Origin of the sequence: Streptomyces sp. NPDC050988 (assembly GCF_044456225.1) — a bacterium.
Taxonomy (GTDB): Bacteria; Actinomycetota; Actinomycetes; order Streptomycetales; family Streptomycetaceae; genus Streptomyces.
The window spans coordinates 241614-258356 of record NZ_JBITFQ010000003.1 but is presented as its reverse complement, the minus strand read 5'-3'; the positions used below and the strand labels follow the sequence as shown (position 1 = coordinate 258356).

15 protein-coding genes are annotated in these 16743 nt (G+C 70.8%); 9 read left to right on the top strand and 6 right to left on the bottom strand.

Going from position 1 to position 16743, the window contains the following annotated elements; all coding sequences use genetic code 11:
* Window positions 1-15: 15 nt before the first annotated feature.
* Entirely contained in the window at window positions 16-744 is a 729-nt protein-coding gene (locus ACIBEI_RS09340; protein WP_398886754.1) for a lysophospholipid acyltransferase family protein, read from the bottom strand.
* 190 nt (window positions 745-934) lie between these two features.
* Window positions 935-1351: a DUF4395 domain-containing protein gene (locus tag ACIBEI_RS09335; protein WP_189842201.1), complete on the bottom strand. Its 417-nt coding sequence runs from the start codon at window positions 1349-1351 to the stop codon at window positions 935-937.
* 75 nt (window positions 1352-1426) lie between these two features.
* On the opposite strand from ACIBEI_RS09335, the gene ACIBEI_RS09330 reads away from it, so the two are divergent.
* The 4 genes from ACIBEI_RS09330 to ACIBEI_RS09315 all read left to right on the top strand — a co-directional run bounded on the left by ACIBEI_RS09330 (window position 1427) and on the right by ACIBEI_RS09315 (window position 4663).
* Window positions 1427-1849: a TlpA family protein disulfide reductase gene (locus ACIBEI_RS09330; RefSeq protein WP_398886751.1), complete on the top strand. Its 423-nt coding sequence runs from the start codon at window positions 1427-1429 to the stop codon at window positions 1847-1849.
* Window positions 1850-2081: 232 nt separating this feature from the next.
* Window positions 2082-2606: a flavin reductase family protein gene (locus ACIBEI_RS09325; protein WP_269650724.1), complete on the top strand. Its 525-nt coding sequence runs from the start codon at window positions 2082-2084 to the stop codon at window positions 2604-2606.
* 245 nt (window positions 2607-2851) lie between these two features.
* Window positions 2852-3637, top strand: coding sequence for an electron transfer flavoprotein subunit beta/FixA family protein (locus ACIBEI_RS09320; RefSeq protein WP_055613450.1), 786 nt, complete (start codon window positions 2852-2854; stop codon window positions 3635-3637).
* A 63-nt stretch (window positions 3638-3700) separates the two neighbouring features.
* Window positions 3701-4663, top strand: coding sequence for an electron transfer flavoprotein subunit alpha/FixB family protein (locus tag ACIBEI_RS09315; RefSeq protein ID WP_055613451.1), 963 nt, complete (start codon window positions 3701-3703; stop codon window positions 4661-4663).
* A 99-nt stretch (window positions 4664-4762) separates the two neighbouring features.
* On the opposite strand, the gene ACIBEI_RS09310 is transcribed toward ACIBEI_RS09315, so the two are convergent.
* Window positions 4763-5674 carry an endonuclease/exonuclease/phosphatase family protein gene (locus ACIBEI_RS09310; protein ID WP_398886748.1) on the bottom strand — a complete coding sequence of 304 codons (912 nt, stop codon included), beginning with the start codon at window positions 5672-5674 and terminating at the stop codon, window positions 4763-4765.
* A gap of 382 nt (window positions 5675-6056) precedes the next feature.
* On the opposite strand from ACIBEI_RS09310, the gene ACIBEI_RS09305 reads away from it, so the two are divergent.
* Window positions 6057-7361 carry a DUF6986 family protein gene (locus ACIBEI_RS09305; RefSeq protein ID WP_398886746.1) on the top strand — a complete coding sequence of 435 codons (1305 nt, stop codon included), beginning with the start codon at window positions 6057-6059 and terminating at the stop codon, window positions 7359-7361.
* A 222-nt stretch (window positions 7362-7583) separates the two neighbouring features.
* The gene (locus tag ACIBEI_RS09300; protein WP_398886745.1) at window positions 7584-9713 is read left to right on the top strand and encodes a protein kinase; all 2130 of its coding nucleotides are present in this window, start codon (window positions 7584-7586) and stop codon (window positions 9711-9713) included.
* On the opposite strand, the gene ACIBEI_RS09295 is transcribed toward ACIBEI_RS09300, so the two are convergent.
* Window positions 9659-10471: a hypothetical protein gene (locus ACIBEI_RS09295; protein WP_398886743.1), complete on the bottom strand. Its 813-nt coding sequence runs from the start codon at window positions 10469-10471 to the stop codon at window positions 9659-9661. The two genes, ACIBEI_RS09300 and ACIBEI_RS09295, sit on opposite strands and share 55 nt — an antisense overlap.
* Window positions 10472-10474: 3 nt before the next feature.
* Window positions 10475-11539: a LacI family DNA-binding transcriptional regulator gene (locus ACIBEI_RS09290; RefSeq protein WP_398886742.1), complete on the bottom strand. Its 1065-nt coding sequence runs from the start codon at window positions 11537-11539 to the stop codon at window positions 10475-10477.
* Between the two features lie 194 nt (window positions 11540-11733).
* Between ACIBEI_RS09290 and ACIBEI_RS09285 the strand changes: the two genes are divergently transcribed.
* On the top strand, window positions 11734-12693 hold the full coding sequence (locus tag ACIBEI_RS09285; RefSeq protein ID WP_398886740.1) for an ROK family protein: 960 nt from the start codon (window positions 11734-11736) through the stop codon (window positions 12691-12693).
* Between the two features lie 151 nt (window positions 12694-12844).
* Here ACIBEI_RS09285 and ACIBEI_RS09280 read toward each other — a convergent pair whose 3' ends face one another.
* Complete coding sequence (locus tag ACIBEI_RS09280; protein WP_398886738.1) at window positions 12845-14911, bottom strand: NPCBM/NEW2 domain-containing protein; 2067 nt, start codon at window positions 14909-14911, stop codon at window positions 12845-12847.
* Between the two features lie 361 nt (window positions 14912-15272).
* Here ACIBEI_RS09280 and ACIBEI_RS09275 point away from each other — a divergent pair, with 361 nt between their 5' ends.
* Both ACIBEI_RS09275 and ACIBEI_RS09270 read left to right on the top strand, forming a co-directional pair.
* Entirely contained in the window at window positions 15273-15470 is a 198-nt protein-coding gene (locus tag ACIBEI_RS09275; RefSeq protein WP_398886737.1) for a hypothetical protein, read from the top strand.
* A 155-nt stretch (window positions 15471-15625) separates the two neighbouring features.
* Window positions 15626-16666 (top strand): NUDIX domain-containing protein, encoded by a 1041-nt coding sequence (locus ACIBEI_RS09270; protein ID WP_398886735.1) that lies wholly within the window; start codon window positions 15626-15628, stop codon window positions 16664-16666.
* Window positions 16667-16743: the final 77 nt, after the last annotated feature.

Here is a 16743-nt window from a genome sequence, read left to right as displayed (position 1 = left end):
GGCGCGAGTGGCTTCTCAGCGGGCCTCGGCGGCCTTGACCTCTTCGGGGGTCGGGGCCGTGCCGCCGAGGTGGGCCGGCATCCACCAGGTGTCGTTCGGGCCCTTGGGGCGTACGGGATAGGCGCGCTGGGCGGCTTCCAGGAGCTCCTGCACACGCTCGCGCAACTGGCGGGTGATCGCGCCCGCGTACTTGTCGCGCGAGGCCTCTATGGCCTCGCCGACGCGGATGGTGATCGGGGTGTGGCTGCGCTTGAAGTTACGCGGGTGGCCCTTGGTCCACAGCCGCTGCGTGCCCCACACCGCCATCGGGATCAGCGGGACGCCGGCCTCCTGGGCCATGCGCGCGGCACCCGACTTGAAGCTCTTCAGCGTGAACGACTGGGAGATCGTCGCCTCGGGGAAGACGCCGACGATCTCACCGGAGCGCAGCGAGTCCAGCGCGTGGGCGTACGCCACCTCGCCGTTCTTGCGGTCCACCGGGATGTGCTTCATGTTGCGCATCAGGGGGCCGGAGATCTTGTGCCGGAACACCGACTCCTTCGCCATGAAGCGGACCAGGCGCTTCTGCGGAAGGGCGGCCAGACCGTCGAAGATGAAGTCGAGATAGCTGATGTGGTTGCTCACCAGCACCGCACCGCCGGAGCGCGGGATGTTCTCCGTTCCCTTGAGGTCGATCTTCAGGTCCCAGGCCTTGAACAACGTCTGGGCGAGACCGATGGCGGGACGGTAGGCAAGCTCAGCCATGGACGGAGTGGACCCTTCTCTCTGGTCTGCCTGGGAAGGGGGGCTCCCGGCGGGAAGTTACGCTGCCGTAGGTTTACGGCATTGCGCAGATCGTGCCCCAAGAACGGACGAGTGGCCAGTCCTCGTGCCGCGCCAGGGCGAGATCCTCGTCACGTCACCCCTTGATCCACCTCGGAGTTTTAAGCCGCCTTTACTCTGCGCGAACCGTGAGCCGACGTACGAGCAGGTACATCTCGCACCCGAGGCAGTACCCGAACGCGGCGTTCAGAAACGCCGCCGCGAGCGCCGCCCCGGTCGCCGCGAGCCCCAGCCACTCGGGCCCCACTCCGTAACCGATCAACCCCACCGCCGCGAACGCGAAACCGACCGCCTGCGCGAACCGCGGCGGCTCCGGCGCCTCGAACTCCGTCGGCGGCCCGATCCGGGGACGCACCGCCTTGCGGAACAGCCAGCCGTACGGGGAGCGCGCCACGCCACCGGCCGCGCCCAGCGCGAACGCCAGTGTCTGCCACGCCAGCAGCCAGGCGCTGCCGGTGATCAGTACGACCGCCAGTACGACGGTCGTCACGGCCGCTCCGAAACGCGGCCCTCTTGCATCGATGTCCATGAACCAAGCATTCCGCATGGAAAACGATCCGCCGCCGCGGGAATCTTTGCAGTCTCGTGAACGCTGAAGGCGAGGATGACCGGAATCGTGGTGTGCGTGGTGGTGCTCGTGGCGGCGAGCGCCTTCGGAGTGCTGAACCGACGGCGGAGCGGGAGAGTCAGAGTGCGCGGGCGGGACGACGGAAAGCTGCTGGGTGCGGCCGAGTTGGGCGAGGATCTCGGCGAGCGAGCCACACTCGTCCAGTTCTCCAGCGCCTTCTGCGCACCTTGCAGGGCGACCCGCAGGGTGCTCGGCGAGGTCGCCGAGCTGGTCCCGGGCGTGACGCACGTCGAGATCGACGCCGAGGACCACCTCGACCTCGTACGGGAACTCGACATCCTCAAGACGCCGACCGTGCTCGTCCTCGACGCGGACGGACGCGTCGTCCGGCGTGCGACGGGGCAGCCGCGCAAGGCGGACGTGATCGCCGCGCTCGGCGAGGCGGTCGGAACACCCTGACCTGTGACGCTGGACGAGGCTGGAGGCCGCCGGTGACGCATCTCCCATATACCGGGACCCACTTGACTGCACGCACCACCTATCGTCAGCCTGACCGTATGCCCCTGGAACTCCTTCTCGTCGAGCGCGAACGCCCTCGGACCGCGGCTCCCGGCCGCTGCGCGAGCGCGCACTGTCCGGGCTGTTGACCAGCCCAGGACCTGCTCGTCGTCTCCCGCAGAAGGACAACTCCATGACGGCCACGCCCGATCTCGGAACCCCTCGACTCACCTCTCCCGAACTCGCCTCCCCGGACCTCCTCCGTTCCGTCTTCCGACGGCACGCGGCCGGAGTGGCCGTGATCACGGCCCAGGGCGGCGAGGGCCCGGTGGGTTTCACCGCCACCTCGCTCACCTCGGTGTCCGCCGAACCCCCGCTGGTCTCCTTCGGCGTCGGCACCGGCGCGTCCAGCTGGCCGGCGATCGCCGAGCGGGATCACGTCGGCGTCCACATACTCGGCGAGCACCAGCGGGAACTGGCGGCCACCTTCGCCCGCAGCGGCGCTGACCGCTTCGGCGCGCCCACTGCCTGGCGGGAGGGCCCCGAGGGTGTCCCCGTACTCGACGACGTCCTCGCCTGGCTCGTCTGCCGGGTCGTCGCCCGCGTGCCGGCCGGGGACCACCGCATCGTGCTGGCCGAGGTGGTCCTCGGGGACCCGGCAGGCGCGGGCCGCCCACTCCTGTACCACCAGGGCGACTTCAAGGGGCTGCGGGAATGACGCGTCGGGCCGTACGGCCCACCTCGCCTGCGTGAGCGTCGAGTTCCGATTACGCTGCGTTGCGAAGGTCACAGTTCAAAGCGCTTGCTTAGAGGGAACCACCTGCGGGAGCGTAGATGTGCGTACTGGCGAGTAATATTTCGCCCGGAGCGCGGGTCGCCCCCACCGGGAACGGCCGCTTCAGGCGCCTATGCTGCCCCTAAGCAGGCAGCCCAGAAAAAAGACGATGCAGTAGGAGAGCCGGCGTGAGCTTGAGGATCGTTGTCACCGTGAAGTACGTGCCCGACGCCACTGGCGACCGGCACTTCGCCGATGACCTGACCGTCGACCGTGACGACGTGGACGGCCTGCTGTCGGAGCTCGACGAGTACGCGGTCGAGCAGGCCCTGCAGATCGCCGACGAGGCGGACGACGCGGAGATCACCGTGCTGACCGTCGGCCCCGAGGACGCCAAGGACGCGCTGCGCAAGGCGCTGTCCATGGGCGCCGACAAGGCGATCCATGTCGAGGACGACGACCTGCACGGCACCGACATCATCGGTACGTCGCTCGTGCTGGCCAAGGCCATCGAGAAGGCCGGCTACGACCTGGTCATCTCCGGCATGGCGTCCACCGACGGCACCGCCGGTGTCGTCCCGGCGCTGCTCGCCGAGCGTCTGGGCGTCCCGCAGGTCACGCTGCTCTCCGAGGTCTCCGTCGAGGACGGTGTGGTCAAGGGCCGCCGTGACGGCGACACCGCGTCCGAGCAGCTGGAGGCCTCCCTGCCGGCCGTCGTGTCGGTCACCGACCAGTCGGGCGAGGCGCGTTACCCGTCCTTCAAGGGCATCATGGCCGCCAAGAAGAAGCCGGTTCAGTCCTGGGACCTGGAGGACCTGGAGATCGAGACGGACGAGGTCGGTCTCGAAGGCTCCTGGACCAAGGTCGACTCCGCCACCGAGCGCCCGGCACGCACCGCCGGCACGATCGTCAAGGACGAGGGCGAGGGCGGCAAGCAGCTCGCCGAGTTCCTCGCGGGCCAGAAGTTCATCTAGGACGCGAGCCCGCCGCAGGTTCCCCTACCGCCCCTCATCTTTCGCAAGCAGGAGAGCATTCCCATGGCTGAAGTTCTCGTCTACGTCGACCACGTGGACGGTGCCGTCCGCAAGCCCACCCTGGAGCTGCTGACGCTGGCCCGCCGCATCGGCGAGCCCGTCGCCGTCGCGCTGGGCCCGGGCGCCGCCGACACCGCCGCCGCGCTCGCCGAGCACGGCGCGGTCAAGGTCCTCACGCACGACGCCGCGGAGTACGCCGACTACCTGGTCGTCCCGAAGGTGGACGCGCTGCAGGCCGCGTACGAGGCCGTCTCCCCGGCCGCCGTGCTCGTGCCGTCCTCCGCCGAGGGCAAGGAGATCGCCGCCCGTCTCGCGGTCCGTATCGGCTCGGGCATCATCACCGACGCCGTCGACCTGGAGGCCGGCGACGAGGGCCCGGTGGCCACGCAGTCCGCGTTCGCCGCCTCCTTCACCACCAAGTCCCGCATCTCCAAGGGCACCCCGGTCATCACGGTCAAGCCGAACAGCGCCGCCGTGGAGGCTGCCCCGGCCGCCGGCGCCGTCGAGGCCCTCGCGGTCTCCTTCTCGGACAAGGCGACCGGCACCAAGGTCACCGGCCGCACCCCGCGCGAGTCGACGGGCCGCCCCGAGCTGACCGAGGCCGCGATCGTGGTCTCCGGTGGCCGCGGTGTCAACGGCGCCGAGAACTTCTCGATCATCGAGGCCCTCGCCGACTCGCTCGGCGCGGCCGTCGGCGCCTCGCGTGCCGCGGTGGACGCCGGCTGGTACCCGCACACCAACCAGGTCGGCCAGACCGGCAAGTCGGTCTCCCCGCAGCTCTACATCGCCTCCGGCATCTCCGGCGCGATCCAGCACCGCGCTGGTATGCAGACGTCGAAGACGATCGTCGCCGTCAACAAGGACGCCGAGGCGCCGATCTTCGACCTGGTCGACTACGGCGTGGTCGGCGACCTCTTCGAGGTCGTCCCGCAGCTCACCGAGGAGATCAACACCCGCAAGGGCTGATCGGCTTCGCGGGTACCTCGCACCTAGTCCGCGGGTACCTCGTGACCTACGAGGCCCCGGTGACCGTCACGGTCACCGGGGCCTCGCCTCATGTCAGGGTCAGCCCAGGGTCAGTGACGCCTGTACGGGCAGATGGTCGCTCGGGAACTGTCCGCCCACGGAGAAGGTGTTGATCGACGCCCGGTGCGAGGTCACGCCGGGCGTGGCGAGTATCCAGTCGATGCGGTCGCCGTCCGGGACCAGGGGCCGGTAGCCGTGGAAGGTGGCGTACAGCGTGCTCCGCTCGGCCGCGGTGTCCCAGGTGTCGGTGAGTCCGGCGGCCAGCATCGTGTCGTAGACCGGGTTCTTGTGGGCGGCGATGTTGAAGTCGCCGGTCACCAGGAGCGGCAGGGTCCGGTCGAGCCCGGCGATCCGTGCGGCGATCAGGGACGCCGCACGCGCGCGTGCGTTCTGGCTCGCGTTGTCGAGGTGGGTGTTGAGGAAGTAGAACTGCCGCTCGCCGTCGCCCAGGTCACGGAAGCGGACCCAGGTCACCATGCGTATGGACCCGCCGCCCCAGGTGTTCGAGCCGATCACGTCGGGGGTGTCGGAGAGCCAGAAGTGGTCGTACTCGACCGGGGCGAGTCTGCGGGTGTCGTAGTAGACCGCCATGAACTCGTCGCGGCTGCCGCCCGCGCGGCCCGTGCCGATCCAGTCGTAGTGCGTTCCGAGGTCGGCCTCTATGTCGCGCACCTGCTGGTACAGGCCCTCCTGGACGCCCATGACGTGCGGCTGCTCCTGGCGCAGCAGTTCGCGCATCACAGGGCGGCGGACGGCCCAGCTGTTGGGTTCGGCGGTGCTCGCGTACCGCAGGTTGAACGACATGACCTCCAGCCGGCGGCTCCGCGATATTCGGTTCGCCGCGGAGGCGGGTGAGGTCGACAGTGCTGTACTGGACAGAGGCAGGGTGACCGCCGCTGCGAGAGCGGTCTTGAGGCCCAGGCGACGCGTGACTCGACTGCGATGGGGCACGGGTGGCTCCTTCTCTGGCGGAGGCCGGTTCCTGTGAGGGCACCGGTTCTGCTGCGGATGGCGGCGAGTCGTGCGCATCGCAGTTTCGAAGCTGGGCGTGAACATGTCGAGATCCCGGGGTGGACCCCGAAGGAAGTCCCGAGGGCGGCCCCGAGGGAATTCAGGGGCGGCCGCGGTGGAAGTCCCCGGCCGCCGGGGAAGGGATCCGGCGACGACCAGGGAAGGAATACGGACGTGGCCCGGCAGGGTATCCGACGTGGTCGGGGCGGGAGCCCTGGGGGTGCCCCGGAAGACCGGAGGGTGTTGACCGGCGGGAAGGTCCGCGGATAACTTCGCTCTACGGATATTTGATTCCGTGAAGCGGAAAACAGGAGGGTATGGAATGGGTCAGGGCCAGCAGGAGAAGGTGGCGACGAGCCTCGCGGGCGCGGTCAGTGAGGAGATCAGCGCTTCCCTCGCCCCGGTCGACGCCGAGTTGGAGCACCGCTACCCCGGCGACCCCGGCACCCGCCAGCCCGTCCACACCGTGTACGTCCCCGGTGACGTCTTCGCCGCCGACACCATCCGCTCCTGGGGCGACCAGGCCCTCGCCGCCCTCGACGAACACGCGCCGGACGCCGCCTCCTTCGCCGCGGTCCTCGGCCTCTCGGACGACCTTGCCGGGCCTGTGTACGACCGCGTACGCGCCAAGCTGGAGCGCGAGCCCATCGAGGACCTCCGTGTCGACTTCGAGGACGGCTACGGCCCGCGCCCGGACGCCGAGGAGGACGAGGCGGCGGCCCGCGCGGCACGGCTGGTGTCGGAGGCGTACGAGAACGGCACGGCGGCCCCGTACATGGGCATCCGGATGAAGTGCATGGAGGCGCCGGTCCGCGACCGTGGCATCCGCACGCTCGACATCTTCCTGACCGGCCTGATGGAGGCGGGCGGCCTGCCCGACGGGCTCGTGCTGACCCTCCCCAAGGTGACCTATGCCGAGCAGGTCACGGCCATGGTGCGGCTCCTGGAGGAGTTCGAGAAGGCGCGCGGCCTGGAGCAGGGCCGGATCGGCTTCGAGATCCAGATCGAGACCAGCCAGTCCATCCTCGCCACCGACGGCACCGCGACCGTCGCCCGCATGATCCAGGCGGCGGAGGGGCGGGCCACGGGCCTGCACTACGGCACCTTCGACTACAGCGCCTGCCTCGGCGTCTCCGCCGCCTACCAGGCCAGCGACCATCCGGCCGCCGACCACGCCAAGGCGATCATGCAGGTCGCGGCCGCGGGCACCGGCGTCCGTGTCTCGGACGGCTCCACGAACGTCCTGCCGGTCGGCCCGACGCCGAAGGTCCACGACGCCTGGCGGCTGCACTACGGCCTCACCCGCCGCGCGCTCGCCCGCGCCTACTACCAGGGCTGGGACATGCACCCCGGCCACATCCCCACACGCTACGCGGCCGTGTTCGCGTTCTACCGCGAGGGCTTCGAGCAGGCCGCGGGACGTCTCGCCCGGTACGCCAACCACGCCAGCGGCGACGTCATGGACGAGCCGGCCACCGCCAAGGCCCTCAGCGGCTACCTCCTGCGCGGCCTGGACTGCGGCGCCCTCGACATCGCGGAGGTGGCCCGAGCGGCGGGCCTGACCCGCGCCGATCTGGAGGCCTTCGCGACTCCGAGGCGCGCGGACCTGACAATCTCGACCCCGTAAGGGCCCCGCCCCGCCAGGGGCGCGGGGAACTGCGCGACAAGCCACGGACGGCCCGCGGCACTACGACGACCGGTAGCCCCCCGCACACCGGTAGCCCCCGGCACGCCGGTGGCACCCCGCACGTAGCGACCAAGTCACAGCGACAGCGCCCCCACCCCGGCTGTCACTTCCGCCCCGTACTCTGGACGCCACTCATAGGTGTGACTCAGGAACGGGGCAGCGGTGTCTTCGGGGGAAAACCAGCAACCAGGGGAGAAGGACCGGCCGGACGGGCCCGACCAGCCCGACGGAATCGGCCGGCTCCTCGTCGGACGCTACCGCGTCGTCGCCCAACTGGGCCGCGGCGGCATGGGCGTCGTCTGGCGGGCGCTCGACGAGGTCCTGGGCCGCGAGGTCGCGGTCAAGGAACTGCGTACGTACTCGGACGCGGGCGCGCCCGAACTGGCCGACCTGGGGCTGCGCATGCAGCGCGAGGCGCGCGCGGCGGCCCGTGTGCGCCACCCCGGAGTCGTCGCCGTGCACGACGTGGCCGAGGTCGACGGCCGGCCGCTGATCGTCATGGAGCTGGTGGACGGGCCGTCCCTGGACGACGTCCTGCGCGAGCGCGGCACCCTCGACGCACGCGAGGTGGCCGGGATCGGTGCGAAGGTCATGGACGCGCTCTCCGCGGCCCACCGCGTCGGAGTGCTCCACCGTGACGTGAAGCCCGGCAACATCCTGCTCGACCGCTCCGGCCGGGTCGTCCTCACCGACTTCGGCATCGCCACGATGGACGACCCGGGCGACGGCTCCGCCACCCATCTCACTCGCAGTGGCGAACTGGTCGGCTCCCTGGACTACCTGGCACCCGAGCGGGCCCAGGGCCACGAACCGGGCCCCGCATCCGACATCTGGGCCCTGGGCGCCACGCTGTACGCGGCCGTCGAGGGGGCCTCGCCCTTCCGGCGTACGTCGACCTGGTCCACCCTCACGGCGATCGTGGTCGAACCGCTGCCGGAGCCGCGGCGCGCCGGACCGCTCGGCCCTGTTCTGCAGCAACTGATGCACAAGCAGCCGGAGTCCCGCCCGGACGCCGACGAGGCGAGCCGCCTGCTACAAGCGGTGGCGGACGCCACCACCGGCCAGGATTCGGCGACCACGGGCCTGCGCCCGCCCGCGCCCCGGCCGCGCGAGGCGACCGAGCGGAGCGTGCCGGCGGTGCCGCCGGGCTTCGGCCCGCCGGAGTCGGCAGGCGCGGGCTTCGGGCCCGCGAGCGCGGACAGGGCGGACGCCGGCTCCTTCGGTGGCTCCACGCCAGGCACTCCGGCGACGGGTCATGCAGGCTTCGGTGCCCCGGAACCGAGCGGGGCCGGGGCCGGGGCTGCGGGTTCGGGTACAGGAGCAGCCGCATTCGGCGCTGCGGGCGTCGACGGGGCCGGCCCTGGATTCCCCGGAGCCGGAGAGGGCCGGCCGGGGTCCGCGAGTCCGGCGACGGACGGGACAGGCGCCTCGGCCTCGGCATCCGCCTCCGTATCCGCGGAGAGCGGGTCCGGGCCCGGGTTCCCGAACGCCGGCCCGTCGGCGCCCGGTGCCCAGCAGGCAGGCGGCCACGGCACGCCACCGGCCGTGGGTTCCTCCGCACCGCACCCGATGGCCGGGCCGGGCTTCGGGCCGCCCGAGGCGATGGCTCAGCCCGCCGTTCCGGCCGGCCCCCGACGCCGTAAGGGCCGGGTCCTGCTCGCCGCCGCCGCGGTCACCGTCGTGCTGGCCGCGACCGGCGTCACCGTCGCTCTCATGAACGGCGCCGACGGGTCGAAGTCCACCGCCGGACCCAAGGCCTCCCAGGACGCCGACGCCACCCCGTCCGAAGGCGCGAGCCGCGGCTCGATAGACCTCTCCGACGACACCAAGCCCACGGAACAGGGCGACAAGAAGGAGTCCGCGAAGCCCAGCGAGAAGCCGGACAACACCGAGGACACCAAGCCCACGGACAAGGCACCGACTGCCTCGCCCAAGCCCAGCAACGGCGGTACCACGGGCGGCGGTTCGGACGGCGGCACCACCGGGGGAGGCGAAGAGCCCAGCCCCGCCCCGGTCTGCCACGCCATCGGCGGCGGCAAGTACAACTGCGAGGTCTGGAAGACGTCCAAGTCCTACACGGCGGTCGGCGCCGAGGCGGGCACCCTCAACGCGGGCACCAACTACTTCTACTGCCAGCAGAACCTCGGCCGCCGAGAGACCTACGGCGAGTGGACGAACGTCTGGTGGGCGAAGACCGACGACGACAGCGGCAACACGAACGTCTTCGTCAGCGACGTCTACATCAAGGGCGGCGACAACGACGCGCCGGTTCCGGGGCTGCCGGTCTGCTGACCGGGCAGGTACTTCTCAAGTCCGGAGGCCGTCGTCCAACCCTCCTCGGCGAACAGCCGGGTGCCCGCGGTGCACAGCCGCAGATCGCCGCGCGCCCGGGCGCAGAACTCCTCGGGCGTGGCGCCGAACAGGTCGCGCAACCGCGGTGACCGGCCGAGGAGCCGGGTGAGCAGAGGCCGCTCGCCGGGATGCCTCAGCGGCGTCCCCGTACCGTCGTGGAGGACTCCGCGCCGGTTGACGTAGAGGTGGGCGCCGTCGAGGGTGGCGCCCGACTCCAGCTCGATCCGGACGTCGGCGGCGGGCAGCGACACCCGGTCGTACGCCCCCGCCGGCGCCGTGACGCCCTCGCTCGCGTCGACCGCCGCGAGTTGCGCCGCGTCCAGCCAGGTGAGGAACAGCTCGCGGGTGCGCCCGGGGGCGCGAAAGGGCGACGCGGACACGTACCCCATCGCGCTGACGTGCGCCGAGACGCCCACCTCCAACCCGGTGACCCGCGCCTTCACCAGCGGGATCGGGGACGACAGCTCGTACACCCGCATCTTGTGCCGGAGTTGCGCGGGGCAGGCGTTGGAGCCGACCGCGAGGACCGGGACGCGGCCCGGGAACGTGTGGCCGGTGAGGGGCAACAGCCGGTCCCCGTCCAGGAGTCCCGATTCCTCGGGCCAGGCGCCCGGATAGGCCAGTGGGTGGTCGCGCGGCGCCTCGGCCAGGCCGAGGGCTTCCAGCGTGCGGTCGGTGTCCGGGTCTCGGGCCGTCATGCGTCAGTCCGAGGGCGGCAGTTCGCCCGAGCCGCGGGTGATCAGACGCGTCGGGAGTTCGATGCGCTCGGGAAGGACGAGCGAGCCGTCGAGCTGACGGAAGAGGCGCTCCGCGGCCGTACGGCCGAGCTGCGCGGCGTCCTGGGCGACGACGGTGACTCCGGGCCGGAGGAGATCGGCGAGCTCGATGTCGTCGAAGCCGACCAGGGCCACCGGGCGCGAGCCCTCGGCGATCACACGCACGGCCGTGACCGTCACACGGTTGTTGCCGGCGAAGATCGCCGTGACGGGGGAGGAGCCGGAGAGCATGTCCTCGGCCGCCTTGCGCACCCGATGCGGGTCGGTGACGCCCAGGGACATCCAGGCGTCCTCCACCGGAATACCGGCGTCCTCCATGGCGGCGCGGTAGCCGCGCAGACGCTCGGCGGAGGTGTGGATGCGCGGCATGTCACCGATGAACCCGATCCGGCGGTGGCCGTGCGCGATGAGGTGGGCGACGCCGTCGCGCGCACCGCCGAAGCTGTCGGAGAGCACGACGTCCGCGTCGATCTGTCCGGCGGGGCGGTCCACGAAGACCGTGGCGACACCCGCCTTTATCTCGGGCTCCAGATAGCGGTGGTCGTCACCGGCCGGGATGATCACGAGACCGTCCACCCGGCGCGCGCACAGCGCGAGGACCAGCTCCTGCTCGCGGTCCGGGTCCTCGGCGCTGGAGCCGTTGATCAACAGGGCGCCATGGGCGCGGGCCACTTCCTCCACCGCCCGGCTCAGCGGACCGTAGAACGGGTCCGCCAGATCCTCCAGTACGAGACCGATGCTCGCCGTACGCCCCTTGCGGAGCACCCGCGCGCTGTCGTTGCGCCTAAAGCCCAGCGCGTCGATCGCCTCCTGTACCCGTCGCTCGGTGTCGGGGGTGACGCCTGGCTCGCCGTTGACTACGCGCGATACCGTCTTCAGACCGACCCCGGCACGCGCCGCGACGTCCTTCATCGTGGGACGGTTGCCGTAGCGGCTCTCGGTTCGGCGGGCGGTCTCGGCCACGATGCGCTGTCCTGTCCTGTAGTCCATGGGGCTGCGTCGGTCCTGAGGATGCTCGGTTGGTCGCCAGATCGGGGTGTGGCGTCGAGCATAGAGCCTGGACAACGTTGTCAGATGCGGGAGAGACTGTCCATCGCAATCTCCGGCCCACCCTTCCTCACCGCGCGACCGGCCTGCCCTTTTCTCATGGTCCAAACAGGATCCAAACGGGAGAACTCACACTGATGCACACCGACCTCGTGGCCGCGCTCGACATCGGCGGCACCAAGATCGCCGGAGCGCTGGTGGACGGCCACGGCCGGATCCTGCTGCGCGCCCAGCGGCCGACACCCGCGCAAGAGGGCGGCGAGACCGTCATGGCGGCCGTCGACGCGGTGCTCGGCGAGCTGACCGTCTCGCCCCTGTGGAGCCGCGCCACGGCCATCGGCATCGGCAGCGCGGGCCCGGTGGACGCCTCCGCGGGCACCGTGAGCCCCGTGAACGTCCCCGGCTGGCGCGACTACCCCCTGGTCGAGCGGGTCAAGGCGGCCACGGCAGGGCTGCCCGTCGAGCTGATCGGCGACGGCGTGGCGATCACCGCGGCCGAGCACTGGCAGGGCGCGGCCCGCGGACACGACAACGCGCTCTGCATGGTCGTCTCGACCGGCGTAGGAGGCGGCCTCGTCCTGGGCGGACAGCTGCACCCCGGACCCACCGGAAATGCCGGCCACATCGGCCACATCAGCGTGGAACTCAACGGCGACCCCTGCCCGTGCGGGTCCCGCGGCTGTGTCGAGCGCATCGCGAGCGGGCCGAACATCGCGCGCCGCGCCATCGAGGGCGGCTGGCAGCCCGGGGTCGAGGGCGACACCTCGGCGGCCGCCGTGGCCGCCGCCGCCCGCGCCGGTGACCCCGTCGCGGTGGCGTCCTTCGAGCGTGCCGCCCAGGCCCTGGCCGCCGGAATCGCGGCGACCGCGACGCTGGTGGAGATCGACATCGCGGTGATCGGCGGGGGAGTGGGGAAGGCGGGTGACGTCCTGTTCACGCCGCTGCGTGCCGCGCTGCGCGACTACGCCACGTTGTCGTTCGTGCAGCGGCTCACTGTGACGCCGGCGCAGATGGGGACGGATGCGGGGCTTGTGGGTGCGGCGGCCGCTGCGCTCAGTCGGCAGGCGAGCGCCACCACGGCCGTGGTTGGCGGCTGAGCCGCCCCTCTGTTGTTCGGGTGGGGCTTCGATCCGAGCGTTGTTGTGTGCCGGCCGGTGGGGGCTTGTCGCGCAGTTCCCCGCGCCCCTGAAGAGAAGGCACTTCAGGGTGCGGGGAACTGTCCGGTCGAGGCCTGTCGGTGTGCTGGTGTCAGCAGGTGAGCTGGGTGTCCGCCCAGTCGCCGTGGTCCGAGGTGATTCCGTCTCCGCCGTCCGTGACGACGAGGCGGATCGCCTGGGCGCCGCTCACATCGGCCGAAAGGGCCTGTGCCGGCTGGGCGTTGGTGAGAACGCCGGTCGAGGCCACCTTTGTGCCGTCGGCCCAGATCTCGAAGACGACGGACCCGTCCGCGCCTTCCTCGTCGTCCACGCCGACCTTCGCGGTGACGGTCTCGCAGGCCTTGCCCGTGTAGTACTCGACGGTGCTCTCCGCATGGACGCCGAGCCCGGTGGCGTAGACGACGCCGTTGATCGTGATCGGGGTGCCGTCGCCCGCGTCGCTCTCGCCGTTGCTGGTGTTGCGCTCAACCGGCCCCCAGCCGTTGGTCGTCGAGAGCCACGGGAGATCACCGAGGTTCGACGCGCCCGAGGGCGGGGCCACCACGACGGACGCCGTCAGCGGCAGCACGCTCTCGGCCCGCACCCCGTTCGGCGAGCGGTAGGTCGCCTTCAGCGTCAGGTCGTACGACCCCGCGGGCGTGCCGGCCGGCGCGGTCACCGTCCACTTGGTGCGCAGCGCCCTGCCGGTCGGGAGGGAGCCTGTGGTGGTCGGCGACTTGGCCTTCACCTTCCAGCCCTCGGGGCCGGTCAGGGAGACGGAGACGCGCTTGGCGGGCGTGCGGCCCAGGTCGGTGACCGAGGTCGTCAGGGCGGTCGGCCTGCCCGCCTCGATCAACGTGCTGCCGTCCAGGCCGAGTTCGACGGCGGGCGGATTCTTGGCCCAGCGGCCGTCGGCCGAGACGCGTACGAGGACCGTGCCGTGTGCGGGGACGGTCGCCGAGATCGCGCCTGCCGTGTTGTAGCTCTTGTGCTGCCACAGGTCCCGCAGCGTGTAGGCGTCCGCCTCGGGCAGTCCGACGGCCTTCGCGGTCGTGGCGATGCGCTGGGCGCTGCCGGTCTCGTTGAAGAGGGCGACCGTGCGGCTGCCGTCCTTCATCTCCTTGGCGACGACCCAGCGACCGCCCTCGGAGGAGAGCACCGCGCCCTGCTTGCCGAGCGGGTCCTGGTCGACCGCGATGACCTCCTTGTTGCCGAGGATGTCGAAGGTCTCCTCGGGGACGGAGCGCAGGTCCGAGCCGATGAGCAGCGGCGCGGCCATGATCGACCACATCGAGAAGTGCGTGCGGTACTCCGTGTCCGTCATGCCGCCGTTGCCGACCTCCAGCATGTCTGGGTCGTTCCACCGTCCGGGACCGGCGTACTGCGAGAGCGGAAGGTTCTGCTTCATGATCGAGAGCATCGAGCCCCAGTTGTCGCTGATGTCCCCGGTCGTACGCCACAACTGGCCGAGGTCCCCAGCCCACTCCCAGGGCTTGTTCTCGCCCCACTCGCAGATGCTGTAGACGATGGGACGGCCGGTCGACTCGGAGGCGGCCTTCAGGGCGTCACGCATCGTCGTGTAGCGCAGCTTGGCGTCCACGCCCTGGTTGTTGCAGTTGTCGTACTTCAGGTAGTCGACACCCCAGTCCGCGAACTGCTGGGCGTCGCTGAACTCGTGGCCGAGCGAGCCCGGGAAACCCGCGTCGTTGCACGTCTTCGTGCCCGCGCTGGTGTAGATGCCGAGCTTGAGCCCCTTGGCGTGCACGTAGTCCGCGACCGCCTTGATCCCGCCGGGGAAGCGGACCGGGTCGGGCACCAGCTTGCCGTTCGCGTCACGGGCGGGCAGTGCCCAGCAGTCGTCCAGGTTGACGTACTCGTATCCGGCCTCCTTGAGCCCCTTGGCGACGAAGATGTCCGCGATCCCCTTGACCATGTCCTCGTTGAACTCCGCACGGCAGTGCGTGGAGTTCCAGTTGTTGAAGCCCATGGGCGGGGTGAGGGCGAGACCGTCCTCCGGGGTGGGTGCGGCCGCTGCCGTCGGAGTTCCGGCCGATGCTCCGGCCGGTGCTTGAGCGTTGGCGGCCGGGGCCGGCCCGGTCAGTCCCAAGGTGCCGAGCAGCCCTGCGGTGAGCGCTCCGACCACTCTTCGGCGAGTCGTGCGGGTGAGAAAGTGACGCATCGTTACGTCCTCCGTACTCGCGAAAGGTTGGATGTCTTCATGTCCGCGTCATCCGTGCGCGTTTACGGTAGGACCTGTCGCACTGTGGTGGAAGAGGTGCGGTAACGTTTGTTCGATATCCTGTCAAAACCCTAGACGATGCTCCGACTAGGGAGTGGGATTCAAGCCCTGCGTGCGTTTGTGTTGAGTTGCGCGCCGTGGAGGGGGTCACGGTCCGGCTCTCGTTCAAGGGGTCCGTGATGCCCGGCAGCGTCGCGGGACATCGGATGTCCCGACGAAATCCCTTGCGTGGTGCGGCTGTTCCGTGGAAAGCCGGAAAGGTCGACCGTGACCCATGGGCGGGTCGGCAGTTGAACCGGGCATGAAGAAGCGCAGCATGCTCGCCATCGCCTCCCTCGCCGCCGGATTCGTGGTCGCGGCCGTCACGCCGTCCCACTCCGCGGAGGGCGGCGACGCCCTCGGCAGCCTCGACGTACAGAACACGCTCAGCAGCCTCGACCAGACGATCAGCGACGGCAGTCTGGCCACGGAGGACGAGCCCCAGGAGCAGCGGGGCTGACCCACGAGTCAGGACCGTCCCGACCATCAGCCCGGCCCGTCGAGGGCCGGGCTTTCGCATGCGTCCGGCCCGTCGAACGCGACCTCTTCAGGGCCTGGTTTCCGTGGCAGGGTGGAGCGGGCAAGCCTCAGGGGGCCAACAGCAGAGGGGGAACCGTGATCGTTTGGATCAACGGTGCGTTCGGTGCGGGGAAGACCACCACCGCACGGGAACTGATCGACCTGATCCCGAACAGCACACTCTTCGACCCCGAGCTCATCGGCGCCGGGCTGGCGCAGCTCCTGCCCGCCAAGCGCCTCGCCGAGGTCGGCGACTACCAGGATCTGCCGATCTGGCGACGGCTCGTGGTCGACACCGCGGCCGCGATGCTCGCCGAACTCGGGGGCGTACTCGTGGTTCCCATGACACTGCTCCGCCAGGACTACCGTGACGAGATCTTCGGCGGACTCGCATCCCGCAGGATCGCGGTGCACCATGTGCTTCTCGCCCCGGCGGAAACGATCCTGCGCGAGCGAATAGCCGACCGGGAGGTCCCGCCGGACCTCCCCGACGGGGAGATACGGGTGCGGCAGTGGTCGTACGACCACATCGAGCCGTACCAAGCCGCCCTCGCCGGCTGGCTCACCGCCGACGCCCATCCGGTCGACACCAGCGCGCTCACCCCCTACGAGACCGCCGTGCGCATCGCCGGGGCCGTGGACAGCGGAACCGTCCCTGTCTGCGACATCGTGCAGACCCCCGAGCCCACCTCGGAGACCGTCGCCGCGGGCGTGCTCCTCTTCGACGAGCAGGACCGGGTGCTGCTCGTCGACCCGACCTACAAGGCGGGCTGGGAGTTCCCGGGCGGAGTCGTCGAGTCCGGCGAGGCGCCCGCGCGCGCGGGCATCCGCGAGGTCGCCGAGGAGACGGGCATCCAACTCGTCGACGTACCCAGCCTGTTGGTCGTCGACTGGGAGCCACCGGTACCCCCCGCCTACGGCGGACTGCGTCTCCTCTACGACGGCGGCCGGCTCGACAGCGACGAGGCCCGGCGGATGCTGCTGCCGGGCCCCGAACTGCGTGCCTGGCGCTTCGTCACCGAGGAGGAGGCGGCCGGACTGCTGCCGCCCGTCCGCTACGAGCGCCTGCGCTGGGCACTTCGCGCACGGGAACGGGGAGCCGCGCTGTACCTGGAGGCCGGGGTGCCCAAGGGGTAGCCGTCCGGCGACGACGGTCGGGCGACGACGGCCGTGGGGCGACGACGGCCGTGGGGTGTGCGAGGGACGACGGGCGT